Source organism: Nostoc sp. KVJ20, from assembly GCF_001712795.1.
Lineage (GTDB): Bacteria > Cyanobacteriota > Cyanobacteriia > Cyanobacteriales > Nostocaceae > Nostoc.
The window spans coordinates 1-19,515 of the sequence record NZ_KV757615.1 but is presented as its reverse complement, the minus strand read 5'-3'; the positions used below and the strand labels follow the sequence as shown (position 1 = coordinate 19,515).

The following is a 19,515-nucleotide window of genomic DNA, read 5'->3' as shown; positions in this document are numbered from 1 at the left end:
ACCCGCAACTTGGGTTAATATAGTAATAGTATTCTATTTTTGAAATACACGTAGGGTATGTTAGTGGATAAAGTACAGCACTATCACAAAACCATTGAGACACAAAACCATTGAGATTTTATTATAAATAAAATATGATTCCTATACTACTGAATTCTGAATCCTGAATTCTGAATTCTTATTCATAAACTCGCAGTTAATTTATTATTAGGTGAGTTACGTCGGCGCAAATTACGATTTTTAACCAATTTCCAGACCGCATAATACTTATCTCCATAAATAATATCTGTTTTTAATTTATACTTTTTTTCTATTATTTCGCGCCGACTCTCTGAAGGATTGAATAAAAATATATCCGTGAAACCATCAGGAATTTTGAGAGTTTTTTGGTTGTTCACCAATAGAAATCGCACTTTTGGTTCCAAAAGATAGCTCAGAGAAAAGACATTCCCATAATTATTACCCAAAGCATCACTAATCAAAAGTGGGCGATTACTCTGATTGATAATTTGGGCAACTTGGGGATTACCATAGTTCATCCTCTTATTCCACCAAGTTTCTGCTTGAGAATTCGCTTTAGAAGAAATCAGACCACAAATAATCACAAATACCATGATTATGTGCCAAATGCTCCGGCGTGCCACGCTCCCATTATATAGTTGCGTAGCTAGTAGATAAGCAACAGCTACTTGGATTCCTACATAAGATGGTATTAAATACGGTTCAGGAGATGATCGTATACCTCCAGTAATTAAATCTGGCAGTATTAGAGGTAGCGTTGGTACTATAATCAATGTGATGATAAAAGACCAGACTTTATAGTTAGTTGTTCGACAAAGAAAATAAAGTGAATATCCTACTAAAGTTAAAAAAGTTAGTGTAATTAAATAGCTTAGAGAATTTTCTGAACTCAGATTTATATCAAAAAAAATTCGGCTTAACTGCATCATTAAAAATGGAAATACAGATATGACAGATGACTGCGTGGTTGTTTTATCTCCTGAAATCAAAAACTGAAAAAAGTCACCGATTACAACTGTTATCCAAGGCATGAAGGCTAAAAAAGCTACCAGTGATGCTAGCAGATAAGTTCTGACAGTTCCAGTAAACTGAAACTTGGCAGTGATGAACACATAAATTCCGTGAGCCACTGCTATAAATGCACTCCAAAGAAATGTATAAAGACTGATGGCTAAAGTTACTGCATAAATGCTCCAAATAGCAAATAAATCTGGTCGTCGTCGTTTTTTTGCTAGCTCATCTTCTAGTCGTATAGCTCGCAGCAGAGACGCACTAGATAGTAAGATTGTGACTAACCAAAGAATATATTCTTGTGCTTCTTGAGCGTATACTAGATGAATTGGAGAAATTGCCATGAGTGCGATCGCTACACCAGGAACCGATAACGGCACATTAAATAATTCTCGGCATAGCCAATAAACACAAGGGAAAACTAGTAAACTGATACAGGCAGATAAACTTCTAATCGCCGTCACCGAATTACCAAATATCTCCATCCACAATCTGGCTATGATGTAATAAAGCGGTGGATGGTAAGAATCTTCTTTTGCCAAAGTCATGATTGTGTCATTTAAGCCTTTTTCTGGATTTACACCTTGAAACTGGGCAAAACTTTCTCCGCCAATGACGCGATTATTAAAAAGTCGCTGTTTTGCTTCATCAATTGTGTAACCAGAAATCCGCAATGAGGTATAAGTTTCATCATGAGAGTAAACTTTACCATCAAGGTTAAAAAAGCGAAACAATATACTCATCGTCAATAAAAAAATAATTAAAAATCGCAACCAACTCGGAGCAAATTTGAGATGGCGCATAAGTGGTTTTCCTAAAATTTTTCTCAAATCATCTAATTAAGTGGACTGGATGAGGTGTCTCAGCTACACCCCTAGTAGACATCGCCAAGACTTCAAGCGGAGTCTATTTGTTAAACATCGCCAACCGTACTTTAATTTAATTGGGAAGATTGGCAATTAACACCTCTTCTTTATTAACTACAAAAACAAATGAGCAAGGTTGTATCAAATCCCGCAAAACTGGACTTAATTTTAAAACCAAGATATCGATGGAGTGTAAAATACACCAAGTGTAGCCGCATCTGTGGTAAGGCTAATCCACAGCTATAGTGCATTTAGCGATCGCCACTTAGTATTGTTAACTGATCAGAATTCGAGGTAGCAGTTTAAAGTAGCTGTATCAGCAGATTGAGAATACTCCCTTGGCAAGAAGATAAACTCTTGCTTTTAAGCTATTAGAGGTTAAGATCGCACAGATGTCACAGCAGAATTTCTTGCGTTCGATTCCAAAAGGGTTATTGAGGATGCCACTCCGTGTAGCTCTTGTGGTGCCTTTCGTCCTGCAAATCTCTGCTGCTGTAGGCTTAACAGCATTCTTATCATTAAAAAATGGTCAGAAAGCTGTTAATGATGTTGCTACTCAGTTGCAAAATGAACTTACGACTCGGATTCATCAACATGTCACCGATTATATAGAGATCCCCCAACTCGTCACTCAGATTAACGCCAATTCTGTCCATATTGGTGAGTTAAGTTTAAAAGATACAAAAAGTTTAGAACGCCATTTATGGCATCAAATGCAGTTATTCAAGCCCTTAAGCCCGATCGCTTTTGCAACTACACAAGGAGAAATTCATTCGGTTGATCGCTTTAGGGATGGTTCGCTAGTCATCCGAAAAAGAGATCAATCTACAGGTAATAATTACCACGTTTACACCACTGACAATCAAGGTAATATTGTCAAGTTACTTCAAATTAACCAAACCTTTGATCCTCGTACTCGCCCCTGGTATACAAATGCCATCAAAGCAGGTAAAACTACTTGCACAGAAATTTATTCATATTTCTCTTCATCAGGTCTAGCATTTAGTGCAACCCAACCTCTTTATGACCAGAAAGGTACTTTGCTTGGGGTGACAAATGCAACCTTATCTCTTTCGCAACTGAGTGAGTTTTTGCACAGTTTAAAGATTGGTCGCTCAGGAAAGACGTTTATTGTCGAGCATTCTGGAGAGTTGGTAGCAACTTCAACCGCAGAGCAACCATTTATCCTAAGTTATGAGGGAGGAAAAAAGACATCTAAACGGCTCAGAGCGATCGCCAGTAGCGATCGGATCACTCAGCTGACAACACAGTATTTGCAGTCACAATTTGGTAATTTTAGAAACATTTATTCTAGCCAACAGCTAGAATTTGAAATTGATCATAAGCGGCAATTCGTACAGTTAATGCCCTTTGCAGCCGACTGTGGGCTAAATTGGGTGATTATTGTGGTGGTTCCAGAAGCCGACTTTATGGAGCATATCCAAGCCAACACCCGAACCACTATTTTACTGTGTTTCGGAGCTTTGATAATAGCTACAGTCATAGGAGTGATTACTTCTCATTGGATTACTGAACCAATTCTCTGTTTGAGCGTTGCCTCTAAGGAAATCGCTAATGGGAAGTTAGACCAAACCGTTATAGTAGAGGGTATCAACGAACTAAGAGTTCTTGCTCAGGCTCATAATCAAATGGCTACTCAATTACAAGAGTCATTTGCTGAAATACTAGAGGCTAACAGGCAGTTAGAAGCTGAAATTAACGAGCGTAAGCAGGCAGAAGAACAGTTACGACATAATGCCTTTCACGATGCACTGACAGGTTTACCCAACCGAGCTTTCTTTATAGAGCGCTTAAAAAACACACTCCAGCGAGCCAAGCAGCAGGAGAATTATTTATTTGCTGTGCTATTCCTCGACCTGGATCGGTTTAAGGTGATCAATGACAGCTTAGGACACCTAAAAGGAGATCAATTTCTAATTGCTATTGCCAATAGATTAGAAGTATGCATACGCTCTACGGATACAGCCGCACGGCTTGGGGGAGACGAATTTACAATCCTGCTTGACGAAATCCAGAGTCTCTCAGATGCCATCAAAGTAGCTGAACGAATTCAAGAAGAACTGACATTACCCCTTGAGCTTGACGGGGAAGAAGTATTTACAACAGCAAGTATTGGCATCGCTCTGAGTTCGACAGTAGACTATGACCAACCAGAAAACTTGCTAAGGGACGCTGATACGGCTATGTACCGAGCCAAAGTGCTGGGCAAAGCCCGCTATGAAGTATTCCACCCAGAGATGTATACTAACGCTCTGGTCAGATTACAGTTAGAGAACGATCTACGGCGAGCAATCGAACGCCACGAGTTTCAGCTTTATTATCAACCGATTGTTTCTCTCACTAATGGCAGAATTTTAGGCTTTGAGGCTCTGCTGCGCTGGCAACATCCTGAGCGTGGTTTGATTTGTCCAACAGATTTTATCCCCCTAGCAGAAGAAACCGGACTGATTGTCAAGATTGGCTATTGGGCACTACATGAAGCGTGCCGCCAAATGCAAAATTGGCGGTTGAGCCATCGGATAAACTCATTAGAAAAAATCAGCGTCAATCTCTCAGTCAAGCAATTTTCTCAACCGGATTTGATTGAACAAATTGGGGAAATTTTACACTTGACTGGTCTTGATGCTGGCAGTCTCATGTTAGAAATTACTGAAAGTGCAATTCTAGAAAATGGCGATGAGGCAAATGCCGCCCTCTCAGAACTTCGGAAGATGGGCATTGAGTTATCAATCGATGATTTCGGTACAGGCTACTCTTCATTAGGTCGTCTCCATAACTTTCCGATTAGTGTGTTAAAGATTGACCGTTCTTTTGTCAGCCCAATAGATGGTAATGGCAAGAATTTAGAAATTATTGAGACAATTATTACACTGGCACACAAATTAGGTATGGATGTAACTGCCGAAGGAGTGGAGACAAAAGAGCAGCTAGCATTTCTAAGAAAGTTAAACTGTGAATGTGGACAAGGATATTTTTTCTCACCTCCATTGGATAACGCGGCAGCAGTAGAATTAATCTTGAAAAATCCTCAGTGGTAAGGGTTTTTTGAGAGGATTTGGATAGCGCCATCTGATAAAGTCTGCAATATTAGATATAGTTAAAAAATCAATAGTCTTAAACTGCCGATCAATAGCTGGAAGGCTGCATATTTTCGCTCCAATGTTCAAGTATGCCTGCAAAATTTTAGGAATCTCAACAGTATATGAATCTAAACAATTTTGAGGCAGTTCTAGACAAAATTGTGAATTTGGATAAACTAAAATACTTGGATGCATCAAGCCATTCTGCCGAAAATAATCATAAGCGCAAGTAGCTTGCCAGGGACTTTGTGTTAGTAATGATGCACAGCCAAAGAAATATTGGTTTTTACTCCAGATGAGATAATTTGCTAGCCCTTCCCAGAGTAGTAAAAGTGCCTGACTATTGCGATATTCTTTAGCTATACATGTCCGCCCAACCTCAACTGATGCCTGAAGCACAGAAGTGGGAATCGCATTAAGATTAAATATATCGGCAGCATCAAAGCCTAGTCTTTGAGAAGCCATTATATAAGTTTGCATCCGATAAGTTCCAATGGTTTTACCCGTTTGTTTGGAAATCAAGATTAAATGATGGCAAACTGCATCAAACTTATCTATATCCATCTGGGTAAAGTTAGAAGTAGAGAATCCTAAACCCAGTTCAAGATTAAAAACTTCAAAGCGCAACCGAAAAATTGATTCTAATTCTTCTTTGGTTGATGCCAGGCGTAGGGTATATTTTTCAGTTTGAAGGACGGGAAAATCTTCAAGAGTGGGAGGAGGATTCAGTGAGTAATTGATGTTGCGTCCAGAAACTTCCATCTATCTTCCTACTTAGATTTGCGAAAATATTCTACTAGGATTTAGGCACTATACAAATAGCTCACATTATGCATTAATGTGTCGAAGCGTGATTGAGGCGGTTTTCGATAAAAGATCCTCTACAGAGATTTTTTACTCTTTTGGATTAGAGGTAGAGTGCTTTTATTATGGACATTAATTCCCAAAAAATCTGGCAATAAGATACAAAATTTTTCTTTGATATACGCTATAAATGCAAGTCATACCAATTTGAAAAAAGAATGCGACAAATAGACCATTTGTAGAGACGCGATTCATCGCGTCTTTACCCAAAGATGTGTTGCAATCATTAATTGAATTGGTATCAGCAAAGAAAGTCATAGTAAGGGCAGAAAACCCCCGGATGAATCCAGGGGCTTGAATAATTTTGGTTGCGATCGCCTACCGTGGACGGGTACGCGATGTCTACGACGGGCTACGCCTACGCAATCTGCGGTAGATGCACTCTAAAATACTTAATTAATTACGGTGATTATTGTTGTAGTGAACCCTTGTACCAGCCCAAAGCAACTTCTCCCGTAGCGTCTGATAGTAGGAATTGTTCTCGCGCAAAATAATAAATTTAGCCCGACAATCTGCCATCCGCACATCAACGCGGTGTCCTGGCCAAATCGAAGTCCCCAACACTCCATCTGTCCACAGCTTGGTACTCAAATCGTAATCCCCCAAAGGCCAAATACTGACCACAGAACCAGGGGGTAAAACGAGGGGGCGACTAGAAAGGCTCATTGCACAAATGGGAGTAACAGTAATCGCCTCCATACCATCATGCATAATTGGCCCATTAGCAGAAACGGTATAACCAGTAGAACCTGTAGGAGTAGAAATAATCAACCCATCCCCGACGTATTGATCGACTACCTCACCGTCAATTTCCATTTCCAGAATTGAGGTGATCATTCGGTCAGCGGAAGCGGGTTTGACACAGAATTCATTCAAAGCCAGGTAATGTTCACTCACTGGTTCCAAATTAGATCCATGACCCTCATACACCGCAGCTTGCAACATCATCCGTCGTTGGATAGCATAGCGATCCTCAAACAGCCGATCCCAAACTTTCTCAGTATCCTGAAACTCTTCCACTGACTCAGTTAAAAACCCCAGATGACCTCCCACATTCACTCCCAGAATAGGGATGCCCGCTGGGGCTAAATGTCTGGCACCAGTTAAAACAGTACCATCACCACCGAGTACCAAAGCGAGATCGATTGGTTGACCCGCTGAAGCCAAAAAGACAGGATAGGGGTTGTCTTTTGGCCCGCTAGGCCCCATCAACACATGGCACTCGCGGCTTTCTAGTTGTTTAGCACAGATTTCTGCCCATTGTTTACTCCGGGCATCCCGCGCTTTATAAGCAATGATTACCTGCTTTAGTTGCACGCACAGTTACCACTTCAGGAGATTAAACTGCTCCATATCGACGGTATCGCGGTTGCGATAAATGGCAAGCACGATCGCTAAACCCACCGCCGCCTCGGCTGCGGCCACGGTAATCACAAATACTGTGAAAACCTGACCCTTAATTAATGTTGAGTCGAGGAAGTTGGAAAATGCCATTAAATTCAGATTAACAGCATTGAGCAGTAATTCAATTGACATCAGCACCCGCACAGCGTTGCGGCTGGTAATTAAACCGTAGATACCGATGCAGAATAAAGCTGCTGCTAGTAATAAAAAGTACTGGAGTTGCATGAATCTGAGTATACCTCCTGAAAAAAACTGGCTTTTTATCTGCGAATAAAGTCGCAAATATTACTCTTTTGTTTCACTGGTTGTTGATACCAGTTCTCTGGGGCGTTCTTGTAAAGTCAAAACAGTTTGCCCCACATCTGATCGTGTCAGTTGGTCTGGCAAATACTCGCGACGTGCCAAAATAATTGCTCCTACCATCGCTATCAGCAGCAAAATGGAAGCCAGTTCAAAAGGTAGTAAAAAGTCAGTGAAGAAATGTTCTCCAATCAAGATTATAGAACTTTCACCACCCACCACAGGAGCAGTTGAGTAAGCCCAAGGAGTAGCCAGCACCATCGTACTTAAAAGACCGAATAATCCTACACTGACTAAACCTGTAAGTACTTTCCGCACCCAAGAGTTAGGGAATGCTACAAAGTTCTGCCGTTTGTTCACTAACATAATGGCAAACAAAATCAGCACGTTAACCGCACCAACGTAAATTAGTATTTGTGCGGCGGCAACAAAATCACCATTCAGTAACAGGTAGATTCCTGCCATGCTGATGAACACACCCCCCAGCATAAAGGCAGAATAGACGATGTTGGAGAACAGAACCACACCAATGGCCGCCCCAATCATCATCACGCCCAGTATGCCAAGCGATACAAACTGTACTCCTTCTGCTAGATTCACTGTTTTTTGTCCTTAGTCAATTGTCATTGGTCATTGGTCATTGGTCATTGGTCATTGGTCATTGGTCATTAGTCATTGGACAAAGGACAAATGACAATGGACAAATGACAAATGACATTTATTTTTCTGTTTGTTCTACCAAGTCTTCTGGACGCGCACCTGCACGTGGCGCATCGGCGGGAAGTCCATGTGGTTCAAGGACACCCTTGGGTAGGTAAACTAGTTCGCGCAGTGGTGTAACCATTGGGTCATCTGTTACCTTATAGGGCAGACGACCTAGCGCTACGTTGTCATAGTTCAATTCATGGCGATCGTAAGTGGCAAGCTCATACTCTTCTGTCATGGATAGACAGTTAGTGGGGCAAAATTCCACACAATTACCGCAAAAGATACAAACTCCAAAGTCAATGCTGTAGTGGTTGAGTTTTTTCTTTTTGCTGGCTTTGTCGAATGCCCAATCTACTACAGGCAGGTTAATCGGACAAACGCGAACGCAAACTTCACAGGCGATGCACTTATCAAATTCAAAATGAATCCTACCGCGAAACCGTTCGCCAGGAATCAGTTTTTCGTAAGGGTACTGTACGGTAATCGGACGCCGCCGCATGTGATCGAAGGTAACAGAAAGCCCCTGACCAATGTAACGCGCAGCTTGTACTGTTTCTTTGGCGTAATCGCCAACTTGTTTCAGGAACTTTAGCATTTTGTGTCTCTCTCTTTTCAATTTTGGATTTTGGATTTTGGATTTTAGATTTCAGACTTAATCTAAAATCTAAAATCTAAAATCTAAAATTGGCTTACCCGCCGAAGGCGAAGGGAAAGGCTAGTTTCAGGGCAGCGGTTAATAGAAGATTAACCAAACCGACTGGTAACAAAAACTTCCATCCTAAATCTAACAGTTGGTCAATCCGTACCCGTGGCACTGTCCAGCGCAACAGGATGGCGACAAACACTAGTAAATAGGCTTTGAAGACGGTCATTGTGATCCCCAAAGAAGCAGTTACTATCTGAAACACGGGATTTAGTTCACTTACTCCCAGCCAACCAGCGATGAGGTTGAGGGGAATAGGAAAGTCCCAACCGCCCAGGTAGAGAATTGCTACTAGTAAGGAAGAAAGGATCAAGTTAACGTAGGAACCCAAGTAGAACAGACCGAATTTCATCCCTGAGTATTCAGTCTGATAACCTGCAACGATTTCTTCTTCTGCTTCGGGTAAGTCAAAGGGTAATCGTTCGCATTCAGCTAGGGCGGCTATCCAAAAAATCAGAAAACCGATTGGTTGTCGCCAAATGTTCCAGCCCAGAATGCCGTAGCCAGATTGCTGATTGACAATATCAACGGTGCTGAGGCTGTTAGACATCATAGCGATCGCTAACACCGCCAACGCCAAAGGAATTTCATAACTAATAGATTGCGCTGCTGCTCGCAAGCCCCCTAAGAGGGAGTATTTGTTATTAGATGCGTAGCCAGCCATTAGCAAACCAATGGGTTGAATACTTGACAAGGCAATCCACAAGAATACGCCCATGCCCACATTGCTAATTACGATATTCTGCCCAAAGGGAACGATCAGGAACGACAGAAACACCGGAATTACAACAATAATTGGGCCGAGGGTAAACAGCCAGGGGTCAGACTTGGCTGGTACTATATCTTCTTTAAATACCAACTTCAAACCATCCGCTACAGGCACCAGCAACCCAAAAGGGCCCTGGTATTCTGGCCCAATTCGCTGCTGTGCAGATGCGGAAATTTTTCGTTCTAGCCAAGTGGCTACTAATACCCCCACTGTTGCCCCAATCAGCATCAGTATCATTGGCAGTGGCATCCAAATCGCTTTGGCTGTTCCTGCTGGTAAACCTAAATCCCGGAGGGATTCAATAAAAGTTCCTTGGAGGTCAATTCCTGAGTTCATGTTTCCGCTCTTTAAGACATCGAGTCATGGTGAGTTACAACTATTAGTTAAATTAATACCTGTAAATTCACCCATTTTTAATTTTTGCCCAGATGACGCTTGATAGAAGATTTGTCGCTAATTCCCATGCCTAGTATATCCTTGGATGGTTTTAGCCCTCTGAAGCGAGATGAGAACTTCTACTTATGGTTGGCATTGAGATTGGCTATTGAGGGGACAGGGAGCAGGGGAGCAAGGGAGCAGGGGAGCAAGAGGAAATTGAAGTAATTCTCTTCCCAACAATGCCCAATGCCCAATGCCCCATGCCCAATGCCCAATGCCCAATGCCCAATTTACCGTTGGTCGATGGGGGTATAAGTAACTTCGTGCAGACCGTTATAAACCTGGGTAGGACGGAAAATCCGGTTTTCTGCTAGTTGTTCTTTCCAGTGGGCTAGCCAACCGGCAACGCGAGCGATCGCAAATATTGGTGTAAACAAGTCTGTGGGAATCCCCATCTTTCGGTACACCAAACCGGAATAAAAGTCAATATTTGGATAAATCCCTTTACTACCGAGTTTTTCTCCTACCACTCGTTCCATTTCTTGAGCAATGTCATAGAACTGGTCATAGCCAAACTTCTCAAACAGTTGCTCTGCTAATCCTTGTAAAATTATGGCTCGTGGGTCTTTCACTTTATACACACGATGTCCAAAGCCCATAATCTTAGATTTAGTTTGCAGACAATGCTCTATGTAAGGACGGACATTTTCCACAGAGCCAATTTTTTCCAACATCTGAATTACTTCTTCATTCGCTCCACCATGCAGGGGTCCTCCCAAGGTTCCCACAGCACTAGCAACCACAGCGTAAGGATCGGTCAAGGTGGAAGCTGTCACCCTGGCACTGAAGGTAGAAGCATTCATTGTATGCTCGACTTGAAGGATCAAGCAGATATCAAAAATCCGCGCCATTAAAGGATCGGGTTCTTGCTCATTGAGCATGTATAGAAAGTTGGACGAATAGTCTAAGTCATCACGGGGACGTACCGGGTCATTGCCTTTTCGCATCAGTTGGAACGCCGCCACCATCGTGGGAATCGTTGCTATTAGGCGCACCACTGAATCTCGAATATAGGCAGGATTATGTAAATCCCGGAGCGAATAAAACAAGCCTAAAGCCGCAGCAGAGGCTTGTAAGGCATCCATTGGATGACCGCTTTCTGGAAAGCATTTCATCATGTCCCGAATGCGGTACTTTATTCGCCTGTGGTAACGAACTTCATGCTCAAATGTTTTCAGTTCTTCCTTGCTTGGCAGTTCGCCCCAGATCAAAAGATAAGCAGTTTCTAGGAATGTACTTTTTTCTGCTAGTTCTTCAATCCGGATGCCACGATATTCTAGTATTCCCTTTTGCCCATCAACATAGCTGATACTTGATTGAGCGGCGGGAATGCCTTCTAAACCAGGCTTGTATTCGCACACCATCATGGCAACACCATTCGCTTTTTGAAATATCTGATCAAGCTAACTTACCAGAAATTTATTGTCGCCATAACAGTAGCCGTTCTAACAACAATTGGAAATGTTGAAAAACTGTTATAGCAGGTACTTGGGTTGTGTCAACCAAAACATCTGACTACGACCCAGAGGAGAACCTGTTTCTGGTAGTTTTATCCCAATCATACCTGCTTTTTTCAAGACTAAGCTTTCTTTGACTTCTCCCCACAGGAGAATTTCTGCCCAATTGCTCAAACCAGGTTCATGTCCAACCAGCGCCAATTGGGTATTTTGAGAATAATTCCTCGGCTCTAACCAGTCTTTGAGCCAACTAGAAACTTGACCATCGTGGGCGAGGTGGCTAGATTCCTCTAATTGGGCGCTTAGTTTTTCTGCTATGAGGATATCAGCCGTTTGACGGGCCCGCACTAAGGGACTAGTGAGAATTAAATCAAAGCTTAAACCCAATTTAACAAGTTTCTGGGCAACTTTCTCAGTTTTTTGCCTTCCTTCTTTGGTAAGGCTGCGTTCTTCATCTTTGATGCCTAATTCCTTGTCTTCGGCGATACCGTGACGAATTAAATATAGTTCCATAATTTGAGTTTTATTAGCGTAGCGGGGCGTAGCCCGTGCTTAGTTAGGATTTACGTCTGGTGTTAATTAACCTATCCTAATCTTAATCATTATTACCTATTCGTTGATCTGCCATCTGTCCGGCGCAACACGGTGTTAGAGGTTGTTTGAAAAGTATTTCGCTGTGACTTTAGGCACTTTAGATCCCCCCTAACCCCCCTTAAAAAAGGGGGGTGGTTTCATACAAAGAAAGAAAAAACCTTTTGAATTTGATTGGCTAAAGCACGTTGAGCTTGAGGGATAGTGCGAAAACCAAGAAATCTGGCAAGAGTGATGAAAAAATTATGTAAGTGGACTTCCAAAGAATAAATTATTCCAAGAAAAACAAGAGACAGGTTTTCTCAAGAATGATAATCATTTTAAGGGGGGAGAAAAGGGGTTGCCGAGGGCAACCCCTTTTCTCCCCCTCATCTATGCATGAAGAATCTATACACTTGTCGTCTGCTTTGAAGTTAAACAGTGTAAAATTAGTATGTTTTGTAGCTAAATAAATGCTGTTATTAAAATCAAATAACTTTTGTTTTACTACAACAAATATCAATAAACCAATTACCTAAATTTGGGAAAACTTCATGAGTGGAATTGGTTAGCCGCTCAATCTGTTTTTCAATTTGAGCCATAGCTTTTTTTGTAAGCTTTACCCCATTCTCATAAGTTTTGTGTACTAGCTTAACTACTGGATGAGAACCTTTCCATTTCATAGTACTAGCAAACTTTAAAGCCGTTTCTAGTTCATCTAAAATACTGCCGTTCCAATGATTTTCTAGTATTGCCCATGTTCTTTCTATGGGATTATACTTACTATGATAGGGTGGATAGTAGGCTAAACGTATATTTACTTGATGCTTGTGAGCAAACTCTACTATAAGTTTCATAAATTGGGTACGTCGTGAACTATTCTGTGGCCCATTATCTTGATTGAGAAGTAGGGTTTGAATATCGGAAAAACGATGCTTTTGTTCTAACCAAAAATCTTCTAAAATATCAACAATAAAATCGCTTGTAACTTTCGATTCTGTAAAGTACAAAAATAGCTCATCAAGCTCTGGAAGAAATATACCATAAGGAGTTACAGTTGTTTTTGGGTTATAATCATGGTCGTCAGCTTTCGCTCCGTCCCGACTTTTACCCCCGCGATCAAATGAGCCAATCTTAACGCGAGCTTTTGCGTCCATGCTTAGACGTAAAATACTTTTATCTTCATCTGCATCTTTATTTACTAGGTCTAATTGCTCAAAGATGGCATCAGTTTGTGGGATTTTTTTTGAGGTTGAACTTTCTTTACCCTTCTGAGCTTGTAACCTAAATTATTTAATTTGACTCGAATTGTTTCTGATGTATGTAAATTTTCATCACTATAACCATATTTTTCAATTAATTGCTTTCTGACTTCGGCTGCACTGAGTCTGCTATATAGTCTTTGACTTTTAAAACTAGGATCAGTTTGACTTTGCGAATCTACTATATTTTTTATATCTTCTAAAAGATTTGGCAAGTGTTCTTCTGCTTTATAACGCCCTTTGCCACTCATGTTATCAACACAAGTAATACCACTTTCTAATTCTCTTAAACATTCCTAATAGTATCTCGATTCCATCCTAATTCTGATTGTGCAAGCCTTTGCCCTCCTAAACCTAAGCCCTGAACTGTCTGTGCCATAAAGAAAGCGTTTTGCTGCACCTTTTAATTGAAATGCAGTTTCAATCAACAACTTTTTGAGGGAATCAGTTAATATTATGGCCATCAGTTACCACACTCAAAAACAAGCGTCATTATTTAAATTACTACAAAAGGGGAATGAAGGGGCTGCCGACGGCAGCCCCTTCATTCCCCTCTAAAATGATTATCATTATTGGTGATGGAATAGTTTATTTTCTGGAAGTCCCTGTGACTTTGACCACTCATTTTCTCGAACACCACGCACCCAAGCAGTGCTATCAGTTAAATCTTGGCGATCGCTCCACATTCCAATAAAGCTATCATTTATCAAGTCAATATCCAGTGATTTAGATGCAGGTTCAACGACTGCATATTTTTGTCGCAAAAAAGCAATAAAGTCGATTACTTGACGCTGCGCTTCCGCAGGAAGGGATAAAAACTCGTTGAACAATTCTTGCTGTGTCATTCTTATGCCTTGAAAAATTAAAGGTGATAACTATAAAATATCTTGACACTAAAGATAAGCTGTATATTTACTCGATTTAGCGTATGGGATAACGGTTGTTATAAGCTAAATAAGCTTACGATTATTGGTCAGCGTTAGGATAAAAGTCTAAGTCTAAAATCTCATCAACAGAAAACGGACAAGCGATCGCAAAGTTATCTTCTGATAAACTTGTTTCCACCATTGCTTCTCGCCGCGATCGCTGATAAGTGGTATTAATCCACTCAGCATCATTTAAAAAACGCCGCAAGCTAGGACTTTCTTGCAGAAATTAATAGCTCTGCTGTCTGCTCTACCCACTCACAAAAATCTTGCTCATATAGAGTTTGCAAGATTTGGAGTTTTATAGATTTCATAGCGCTCCCTCTTCACAAATAAATAGGTAGACGCAAATGAATACCAATTCAATTAATGATTGCAACACATCCTTGGGTAAAGACGCGATTCATCGCGTCTCTACAAATGGTCTATTTGTCGCATTCTTTTTTCAAATTGGTATAACTTTGATTTCGTTCAGCTATTGTCATAAAATCCAAATTCCCGACTTTTATCAAAAATCGGGAAGGGATGCTATCTGACCAAACACTTTGACTACTGCATTAGTTAGGAGTTCTCCGCGTCTCCTTGGGTTCCCTCTACTCCGACTGAATTGGGTTATCTCTAGGGTTAACCAACCTCAGCAGTTTTTGCTTAATTTGAGTGTCGAATACTTCCCATTTCATTTTTGCATAAGCAGAATTTTCGTTGCTGCCAGATAAGAAACCCATTGGAATTTCAAAGCCACCTGCGCTTGTTCTTCCACCGCCGAAAAAGCGCCCTGTGCTATCTTGGCCAAAGGCTTCTTTGATGAATTCATCCGGGTCAAGGGTAAGTTTGCTGGTTCTCAGGGAGCCGATGACTATCTCCAGTTCATCATCTTCATCGTGAACAATGCCATAAACTACAGCGGTGTGGACATTTTCTTCGGTGACGAGGAAATCAGCCGCTTGGGGGATGGCATCGCGGTCATCGTAACGTAGATAACCGACACCAGCAATAGAAAAGTTATTTTGGACGATGCGATTTTTTAGCGATCGCTCGATCACATCCATTACCCGCTTGGAACGGTTGGCCTGTAAAATGGCATTCAGCAGTTGAGCATCATAAAATCGGCTTAAATACGCCGCTGCCATAAAGTCTTCTTCTTGCGCTTGCATGAGCCGATTTGTATCCGATCGCAAGCCATGCATTAAGGCTGTAGCGCATTTGACGTGTTGATTTATGCTGCTATCTAATGCCAGTAATCCTGTTTGGAGATACTGGGTAAAAATTGTTGCCGTTGCTCTTACATAAGGGCGAATATCCTCAAACTCTGATTGGAGATCACCTTGGATACTGTGATGGTCGATGAGTACTACTAGGGGAATTCCAGCTTGCTGTACAGCTGATAGTAGCTGTGAAGTAGTTCCCTGGTTATCAATTAATACAAAACCTTGATAAGATGACAAATCTTTGGTTTTCAGGGTTTGCAGCGTCCAGCGTTGGATAGGTAAATTAGTCAACCTTACCAAAGCAATATTTTCTTGATGGCTCAATGCACCCGCATAAATGATTTCACATTTGATATCATATTGCTGGGCAATTAACTGGTAAGCCCAGGCACAGGAAAGGGCATCAGGATCAGGAAAATCTTGCAAAATTACGAGCTGGCGATCGTGTCTGTGTGCCAGAAGGGTTCTTTGTAGTTCTTCTGACTTTTGTTGTGCCAGAGAATTACCACGGTGACTGAGATATATAGCCCCATCACCTACCGATGGCGGTAATGACGGACTTTTAAATGCAACTTCCACTGGCGCTTTCTCGATTTCAGGTTCCTCTTGGTTTGGCTCTGTGGTCAATGACAAACTCTCAAACTGAGTAACGGGCGAATTCAAGTACATAGGGAACTTTTTTAAAGTGTGAGGCTCCTTTAATTCAGAGATACTACGAGCAGCAGTTCACTGAATTTAGCCACATTATTTTGATCTTCGCAAAAATATCAAGACATTGCACTATACATCTAAGTATATTTTTTGTCAGTAACAGCGCTTAACTTCAACTAAATTCCACTCAAGGGCGTACACCAAGGAAGTTGAGTAGATCGGGCTGTATCTGGCAGCATAAATCTGTTTTAGGAGCTTTTTCTCTCTTCTGTAAATTGAATCAGAGGGATTTTTATCTGACTTAGGGTATATTTTTTATCTTATACTTTAGGATTAGTCCTTGATATTTGAAATATTCTTATGCTTAATATTCTCATTATTGTGACTATTGAGCAATTAACAATTATTTTTGATGAACAACGCCTGTTTCCTATCGCCTTTGAAAATTCTCATAATTTTAGAGCAAAGTCCAGTGGAAGAAGGCAGGGAAGACGAGAAGTAAAGAAGAAACCCCATAAATTAAGTAGAGGCTTGAGGATTGACGCACTCGCCTTTGTTGCAAGCCATATAGCCGCGAATTTTTCTAACACTCCATAACTAATAGTTATTGGCTATGTCCCACAAAGAAAGAGGGTATTTCTTCTTTCTTCTTTGCTTTTCTGCTCCTCTGCTTTTTTGCTCAAAGCCCTATAACATACTTTTGCCACTCTGTATGCAGTCCACTTTTAAGATGTTTGCTGACCTCGAAATAGAGGCTGCTATAAGGTTGGCGTGGGGGATGACGCAAAGGCATGTGAGCTTCGTGAGGAGTCCGACTGCCTTTTTTGACATTGCAACGGACACAAGCTGTCACAATGTTTTCCCAGGTATCGCCGCCGCCGCGCGATCGCGGTATTACATGATCTAAAGTCAACTCATCCCCTGTGTAGCCACAGTACTGACAGGCATGACCATCACGGTGCAATATATTTCGGCGAGTCAGAGGAATTTCTTTATAAGGAACACGTACATAGTGACGTAACCGGATCACGGTCGGCAACGGAAAATCCGAATAAAGGAATTTACCGTTGTGTTCCACGCGTTCTGCTTTGCCCTTAATTAACAGAACCACAGCGCGACGCCAGCTCGTTATATTGAGAGGTTCGTAAGAGGCGTTTAAGACTAAAACCTTCCCCATTTATCTGCGCTCAGGGTATTAGCTTTACATAAATATTAACACAAATACATCCTGCTAGGGAAATGAGAATAAATTATACTTTCGGGAGAATTGGGCATTGGGCATTGGGCATGGAATGAGGGGGATGAGGGGGAGACAAGGTGAGAAAACTTACAACAAGTCTTTCCCCTTGTCTCCGATTCTCCTTGTCCTCTTCCCAATGCCCAATGCCCAATGCCCCAATATCTTGTATCAATTCCAATATGAAGGGTAAACTTCCTATTTAATCTGATCTCGCTTTTAGGAGCGTGTATAGATAGATAACTTGAAGTTTAGCCGTGGTGGGATAGGAGTCAGTAAAAATGTTAAGTCGCAAACAAATGCCTGGTGTAGTTCCTAATCAGCAGTGCGACCCCTACGCGTGGTTTTCGCAACGAGCTTGGGTAGAAATCGATTTAGGGGCATTGTCTTACAACGTACAGCAATTAGTGCAGTTTTTATCGCCGAATACCCAGTTGATGGCAGTAGTAAAAGCTGATGCTTATGGACATGGAGCGGTGACAGTTGCCCAAACCGTAATTCAATCGGGAGCTAGTTGGCTGGGAGTCGCTACAGTTCCAGAGGCAATTCAATTGCGAGAAGGTGGGATTCAAGCGCCCATTTTGATTTTAGGGGCAACTCATACACCAGAACAGATTCATGCGATCGCACATTGGAAACTCCAGCCCACACTCTGTAGCCCTAAACAAGCTTTAGTATTTTCCGATACTTTAGAATCGATGAATTATGGTTCTCCAGTCCCCGTACACATCAAATTAGACACGGGAATGTCTAGGTTGGGAACTAATTGGCAGCAAGCTGGCGAATTTGTGCAATTAGTCCAGCGCTTACCACATCTATCGATTGCCAGTATTTATTCTCATTTGGCAACAGCAGATGATCCTGATCCGACGGCAATGGAAGAACAGCATAAACGATTTGAGGAAGCGATCGCCCAAATCAAAGCAATGGGAATTCAACCACCTTGCTTACACTTGGCAAACTCAGCCGCAGCACTCACAAATCCGGCATTGCACTACGATATTGTGCGAGTCGGTTTAGCCGTTTACGGACTCTACCCAGCAGCACATTTACAAAATGCGATCGACCTCAAGCCTGTTTTGCAACTTAAGGCAAGAGTTACCCAAGTTAAAACAATTGCCGCAGGAACATCTGTCAGCTACGGTCATAAATTTATTGCCCCGCGTGAACTTCGCCTCGCCGTCGTGGGAATTGGCTATGCTGACGGTGTTCCTCGCAGTCTTTCCAACAAAATGCAGGTGTTAATTCGCGGTCAGCGGGTGTCGCAAATCGGGACAATTACAATGGATCAGTTGATGCTGGATGTGAGTGCCATACCCAATATCCAAGAAGGGGAAGTAGTCACCTTGCTAGGGGAACAGGGAAAAGAACAAATTTCAGCGGATGACTGGGCAGAACAATTAAACACTATTTCTTGGGAAATTCTCTGTGGTTTCAAGCATCGTCTGCCTCGTGTTGCAGTTATGTAATTGGGCATGGGGAATTGGGCATTGGGCATTGGGCATAGGAAATTAATTTCTCCCTTGCCCCCTATTCCCTATTGCCATAATTATTTTCTTATGATATGGTAGTAAACTGATGCGGATGTGGCGAAATTGGCAGACGCGCTAGATTTAGGTTCTAGTTCCGAAAGGAGTGAAGGTTCAAGTCCTTTCATCCGCACTTTTAATTCCTGAAAACTGCATGAGTCTATTGGCTCATGCAGTTTTTCAATTAATTCATCCTCAACTGCAAGCAGGAGAGTCAGTAGAGCTATATTTTGCTGGCACAAGAAGATTATTGTCTGTGTTTTTTACAGCAGTTTTCATGTAAATAGCTGTAAGAGGATGTTTTAAAAGTGGTTGGCTGTAATTTTAGGCACTTGTTGATCTCCCAATCCCCCTTAAAAAGCTACGGTGTATACACAAGTAGAATTACCCCCCTTAATCCCCCTTTCAAGGGTAGGGGTTTAAGAAAGAGGGAGAAAAGCAGGTAAAATACACAACTGTTGTCAGACCGCAAAAATATGCAAGTCAGATG

17 protein-coding genes, 1 tRNA gene and 1 pseudogene are annotated in these 19,515 nt (G+C 41.6%); 5 read left to right on the top strand and 14 right to left on the bottom strand.

From position 1 onward, the window contains the following. Positions 1-182 precede the first annotated feature (182 nt). Positions 183-1,835: a glycosyltransferase family 39 protein gene (locus A4S05_RS15040; protein ID WP_069070635.1), complete on the bottom strand. Its 1,653-nt coding sequence runs from the start codon at positions 1,833-1,835 to the stop codon at positions 183-185. A gap of 503 nt (positions 1,836-2,338) precedes the next feature. On the opposite strand from A4S05_RS15040, the gene A4S05_RS42595 reads away from it, so the two are divergent. Then, positions 2,339-4,957, top strand: coding sequence for a bifunctional diguanylate cyclase/phosphodiesterase (locus A4S05_RS42595; protein WP_218107952.1), 2,619 nt, complete (start codon positions 2,339-2,341; stop codon positions 4,955-4,957). Here the strand turns inward: A4S05_RS42595 and A4S05_RS15030 are convergent. The 11 genes and pseudogenes from A4S05_RS15030 to A4S05_RS43325 form a co-directional block, all read right to left on the bottom strand. Continuing rightward, positions 4,931-5,761 carry a GNAT family N-acetyltransferase gene (locus tag A4S05_RS15030; protein ID WP_069070633.1) on the bottom strand — a complete coding sequence of 277 codons (831 nt, stop codon included), beginning with the start codon at positions 5,759-5,761 and terminating at the stop codon, positions 4,931-4,933. The two genes, A4S05_RS42595 and A4S05_RS15030, sit on opposite strands and share 27 nt — an antisense overlap. 498 nt (positions 5,762-6,259) lie before the next feature. Continuing rightward, positions 6,260-7,180 carry an NAD(+) kinase gene (locus tag A4S05_RS15025; RefSeq protein ID WP_069070632.1) on the bottom strand — a complete coding sequence of 307 codons (921 nt, stop codon included), beginning with the start codon at positions 7,178-7,180 and terminating at the stop codon, positions 6,260-6,262. 6 nt (positions 7,181-7,186) lie between these two features. After that, positions 7,187-7,492 carry an NADH-quinone oxidoreductase subunit NuoK gene (gene nuoK / locus A4S05_RS15020; protein WP_006199065.1) on the bottom strand — a complete coding sequence of 102 codons (306 nt, stop codon included), beginning with the start codon at positions 7,490-7,492 and terminating at the stop codon, positions 7,187-7,189. A 60-nt stretch (positions 7,493-7,552) separates the two neighbouring features. After that, positions 7,553-8,167, bottom strand: a complete 615-nt coding sequence (locus A4S05_RS15015; RefSeq protein WP_069070631.1) for an NADH-quinone oxidoreductase subunit J — start codon at positions 8,165-8,167, stop codon at positions 7,553-7,555. Between the two features lie 118 nt (positions 8,168-8,285). Further along, positions 8,286-8,870, bottom strand: coding sequence for an NAD(P)H-quinone oxidoreductase subunit I (gene ndhI / locus A4S05_RS15010; RefSeq protein WP_069070630.1), 585 nt, complete (start codon positions 8,868-8,870; stop codon positions 8,286-8,288). Between the two features lie 94 nt (positions 8,871-8,964). After that, positions 8,965-10,083: an NADH-quinone oxidoreductase subunit NuoH gene (nuoH, locus tag A4S05_RS15005; protein WP_069070629.1), complete on the bottom strand. Its 1,119-nt coding sequence runs from the start codon at positions 10,081-10,083 to the stop codon at positions 8,965-8,967. Between the two features lie 332 nt (positions 10,084-10,415). After that, on the bottom strand, positions 10,416-11,552 hold the full coding sequence (locus A4S05_RS15000) for a citrate synthase (RefSeq protein ID WP_069070628.1): 1,137 nt from the start codon (positions 11,550-11,552) through the stop codon (positions 10,416-10,418). Positions 11,553-11,660: 108 nt separating this feature from the next. Continuing rightward, positions 11,661-12,155 carry a phosphohistidine phosphatase SixA gene (sixA, locus tag A4S05_RS14995; RefSeq protein WP_069070627.1) on the bottom strand — a complete coding sequence of 165 codons (495 nt, stop codon included), beginning with the start codon at positions 12,153-12,155 and terminating at the stop codon, positions 11,661-11,663. A gap of 545 nt (positions 12,156-12,700) precedes the next feature. Then, positions 12,701-13,725, bottom strand: a pseudogene (locus A4S05_RS38905) (ISAzo13 family transposase). A 318-nt stretch (positions 13,726-14,043) separates the two neighbouring features. Then, positions 14,044-14,319 (bottom strand): hypothetical protein, encoded by a 276-nt coding sequence (locus A4S05_RS14980; RefSeq protein ID WP_069070625.1) that lies wholly within the window; start codon positions 14,317-14,319, stop codon positions 14,044-14,046. Between the two features lie 121 nt (positions 14,320-14,440). Beyond that, on the bottom strand, positions 14,441-14,608 hold the full coding sequence (locus tag A4S05_RS43325) for a DUF29 family protein (protein ID WP_256090985.1): 168 nt from the start codon (positions 14,606-14,608) through the stop codon (positions 14,441-14,443). Positions 14,609-14,750: 142 nt separating this feature from the next. On the opposite strand from A4S05_RS43325, the gene A4S05_RS40310 reads away from it, so the two are divergent. Then, on the top strand, positions 14,751-14,936 hold the full coding sequence (locus A4S05_RS40310) for a hypothetical protein (RefSeq protein ID WP_141699724.1): 186 nt from the start codon (positions 14,751-14,753) through the stop codon (positions 14,934-14,936). Positions 14,937-14,993: 57 nt separating this feature from the next. Here the strand turns inward: A4S05_RS40310 and A4S05_RS14975 are convergent, their stop codons facing one another. Next, the gene (locus A4S05_RS14975) at positions 14,994-16,277 is read right to left on the bottom strand and encodes a DHH family phosphoesterase (protein WP_069070624.1); all 1,284 of its coding nucleotides are present in this window, start codon (positions 16,275-16,277) and stop codon (positions 14,994-14,996) included. A 342-nt stretch (positions 16,278-16,619) separates the two neighbouring features. On the opposite strand from A4S05_RS14975, the gene A4S05_RS14970 reads away from it, so the two are divergent. After that, the gene (locus tag A4S05_RS14970; protein WP_069070623.1) at positions 16,620-16,856 is read left to right on the top strand and encodes a hypothetical protein; all 237 of its coding nucleotides are present in this window, start codon (positions 16,620-16,622) and stop codon (positions 16,854-16,856) included. A gap of 82 nt (positions 16,857-16,938) precedes the next feature. Here A4S05_RS14970 and A4S05_RS14965 read toward each other — a convergent pair whose 3' ends face one another. Next, positions 16,939-17,436, bottom strand: coding sequence for an HNH endonuclease (locus A4S05_RS14965; protein WP_069070622.1), 498 nt, complete (start codon positions 17,434-17,436; stop codon positions 16,939-16,941). Between the two features lie 341 nt (positions 17,437-17,777). Here A4S05_RS14965 and alr point away from each other — a divergent pair, with 341 nt between their 5' ends. Together alr and A4S05_RS14955 are read left to right on the top strand one after the other, a co-directional pair. Beyond that, complete coding sequence (alr, locus tag A4S05_RS14960) at positions 17,778-18,965, top strand: alanine racemase (RefSeq protein WP_069070621.1); 1,188 nt, start codon at positions 17,778-17,780, stop codon at positions 18,963-18,965. A 111-nt stretch (positions 18,966-19,076) separates the two neighbouring features. Further along, positions 19,077-19,158, top strand: a tRNA-Leu gene (locus A4S05_RS14955). Positions 19,159-19,515: the final 357 nt, after the last annotated feature.

Bases quoted from the DNA above. Each gene is read 5' to 3' on its own strand.
- A4S05_RS42595 (WP_218107952.1), top strand. From the start codon at position 2,339: ATGCCACTCCGTGTAGCTCTTGTGGTGCCTTTCGTCCTGCAAATCTCT.
- A4S05_RS14970 (WP_069070623.1), top strand. From the start codon at position 16,620: ATGCTTAATATTCTCATTATTGTGACTATTGAGCAATTAACAATTATT.
- A4S05_RS15030 (WP_069070633.1), bottom strand. From the start codon at position 5,761: ATGGAAGTTTCTGGACGCAACATCAATTACTCACTGAATCCTCCTCCC.
- nuoH (WP_069070629.1), bottom strand. From the start codon at position 10,083: ATGAACTCAGGAATTGACCTCCAAGGAACTTTTATTGAATCCCTCCGG.
- ndhI (WP_069070630.1), bottom strand. From the start codon at position 8,870: ATGCTAAAGTTCCTGAAACAAGTTGGCGATTACGCCAAAGAAACAGTA.
- A4S05_RS14980 (WP_069070625.1), bottom strand. From the start codon at position 14,319: ATGACACAGCAAGAATTGTTCAACGAGTTTTTATCCCTTCCTGCGGAA.
- sixA (WP_069070627.1), bottom strand. From the start codon at position 12,155: ATGGAACTATATTTAATTCGTCACGGTATCGCCGAAGACAAGGAATTA.
- A4S05_RS40310 (WP_141699724.1), top strand. From the start codon at position 14,751: ATGAATACCAATTCAATTAATGATTGCAACACATCCTTGGGTAAAGAC.
- alr (WP_069070621.1), top strand. From the start codon at position 17,778: ATGTTAAGTCGCAAACAAATGCCTGGTGTAGTTCCTAATCAGCAGTGC.
- A4S05_RS15000 (WP_069070628.1), bottom strand. From the start codon at position 11,552: ATGATGGTGTGCGAATACAAGCCTGGTTTAGAAGGCATTCCCGCCGCT.
- A4S05_RS14965 (WP_069070622.1), bottom strand. From the start codon at position 17,436: ATGGGGAAGGTTTTAGTCTTAAACGCCTCTTACGAACCTCTCAATATA.
- nuoK (WP_006199065.1), bottom strand. From the start codon at position 7,492: ATGCAACTCCAGTACTTTTTATTACTAGCAGCAGCTTTATTCTGCATC.
- A4S05_RS14975 (WP_069070624.1), bottom strand. From the start codon at position 16,277: ATGTACTTGAATTCGCCCGTTACTCAGTTTGAGAGTTTGTCATTGACC.
- A4S05_RS15040 (WP_069070635.1), bottom strand. From the start codon at position 1,835: ATGCGCCATCTCAAATTTGCTCCGAGTTGGTTGCGATTTTTAATTATT.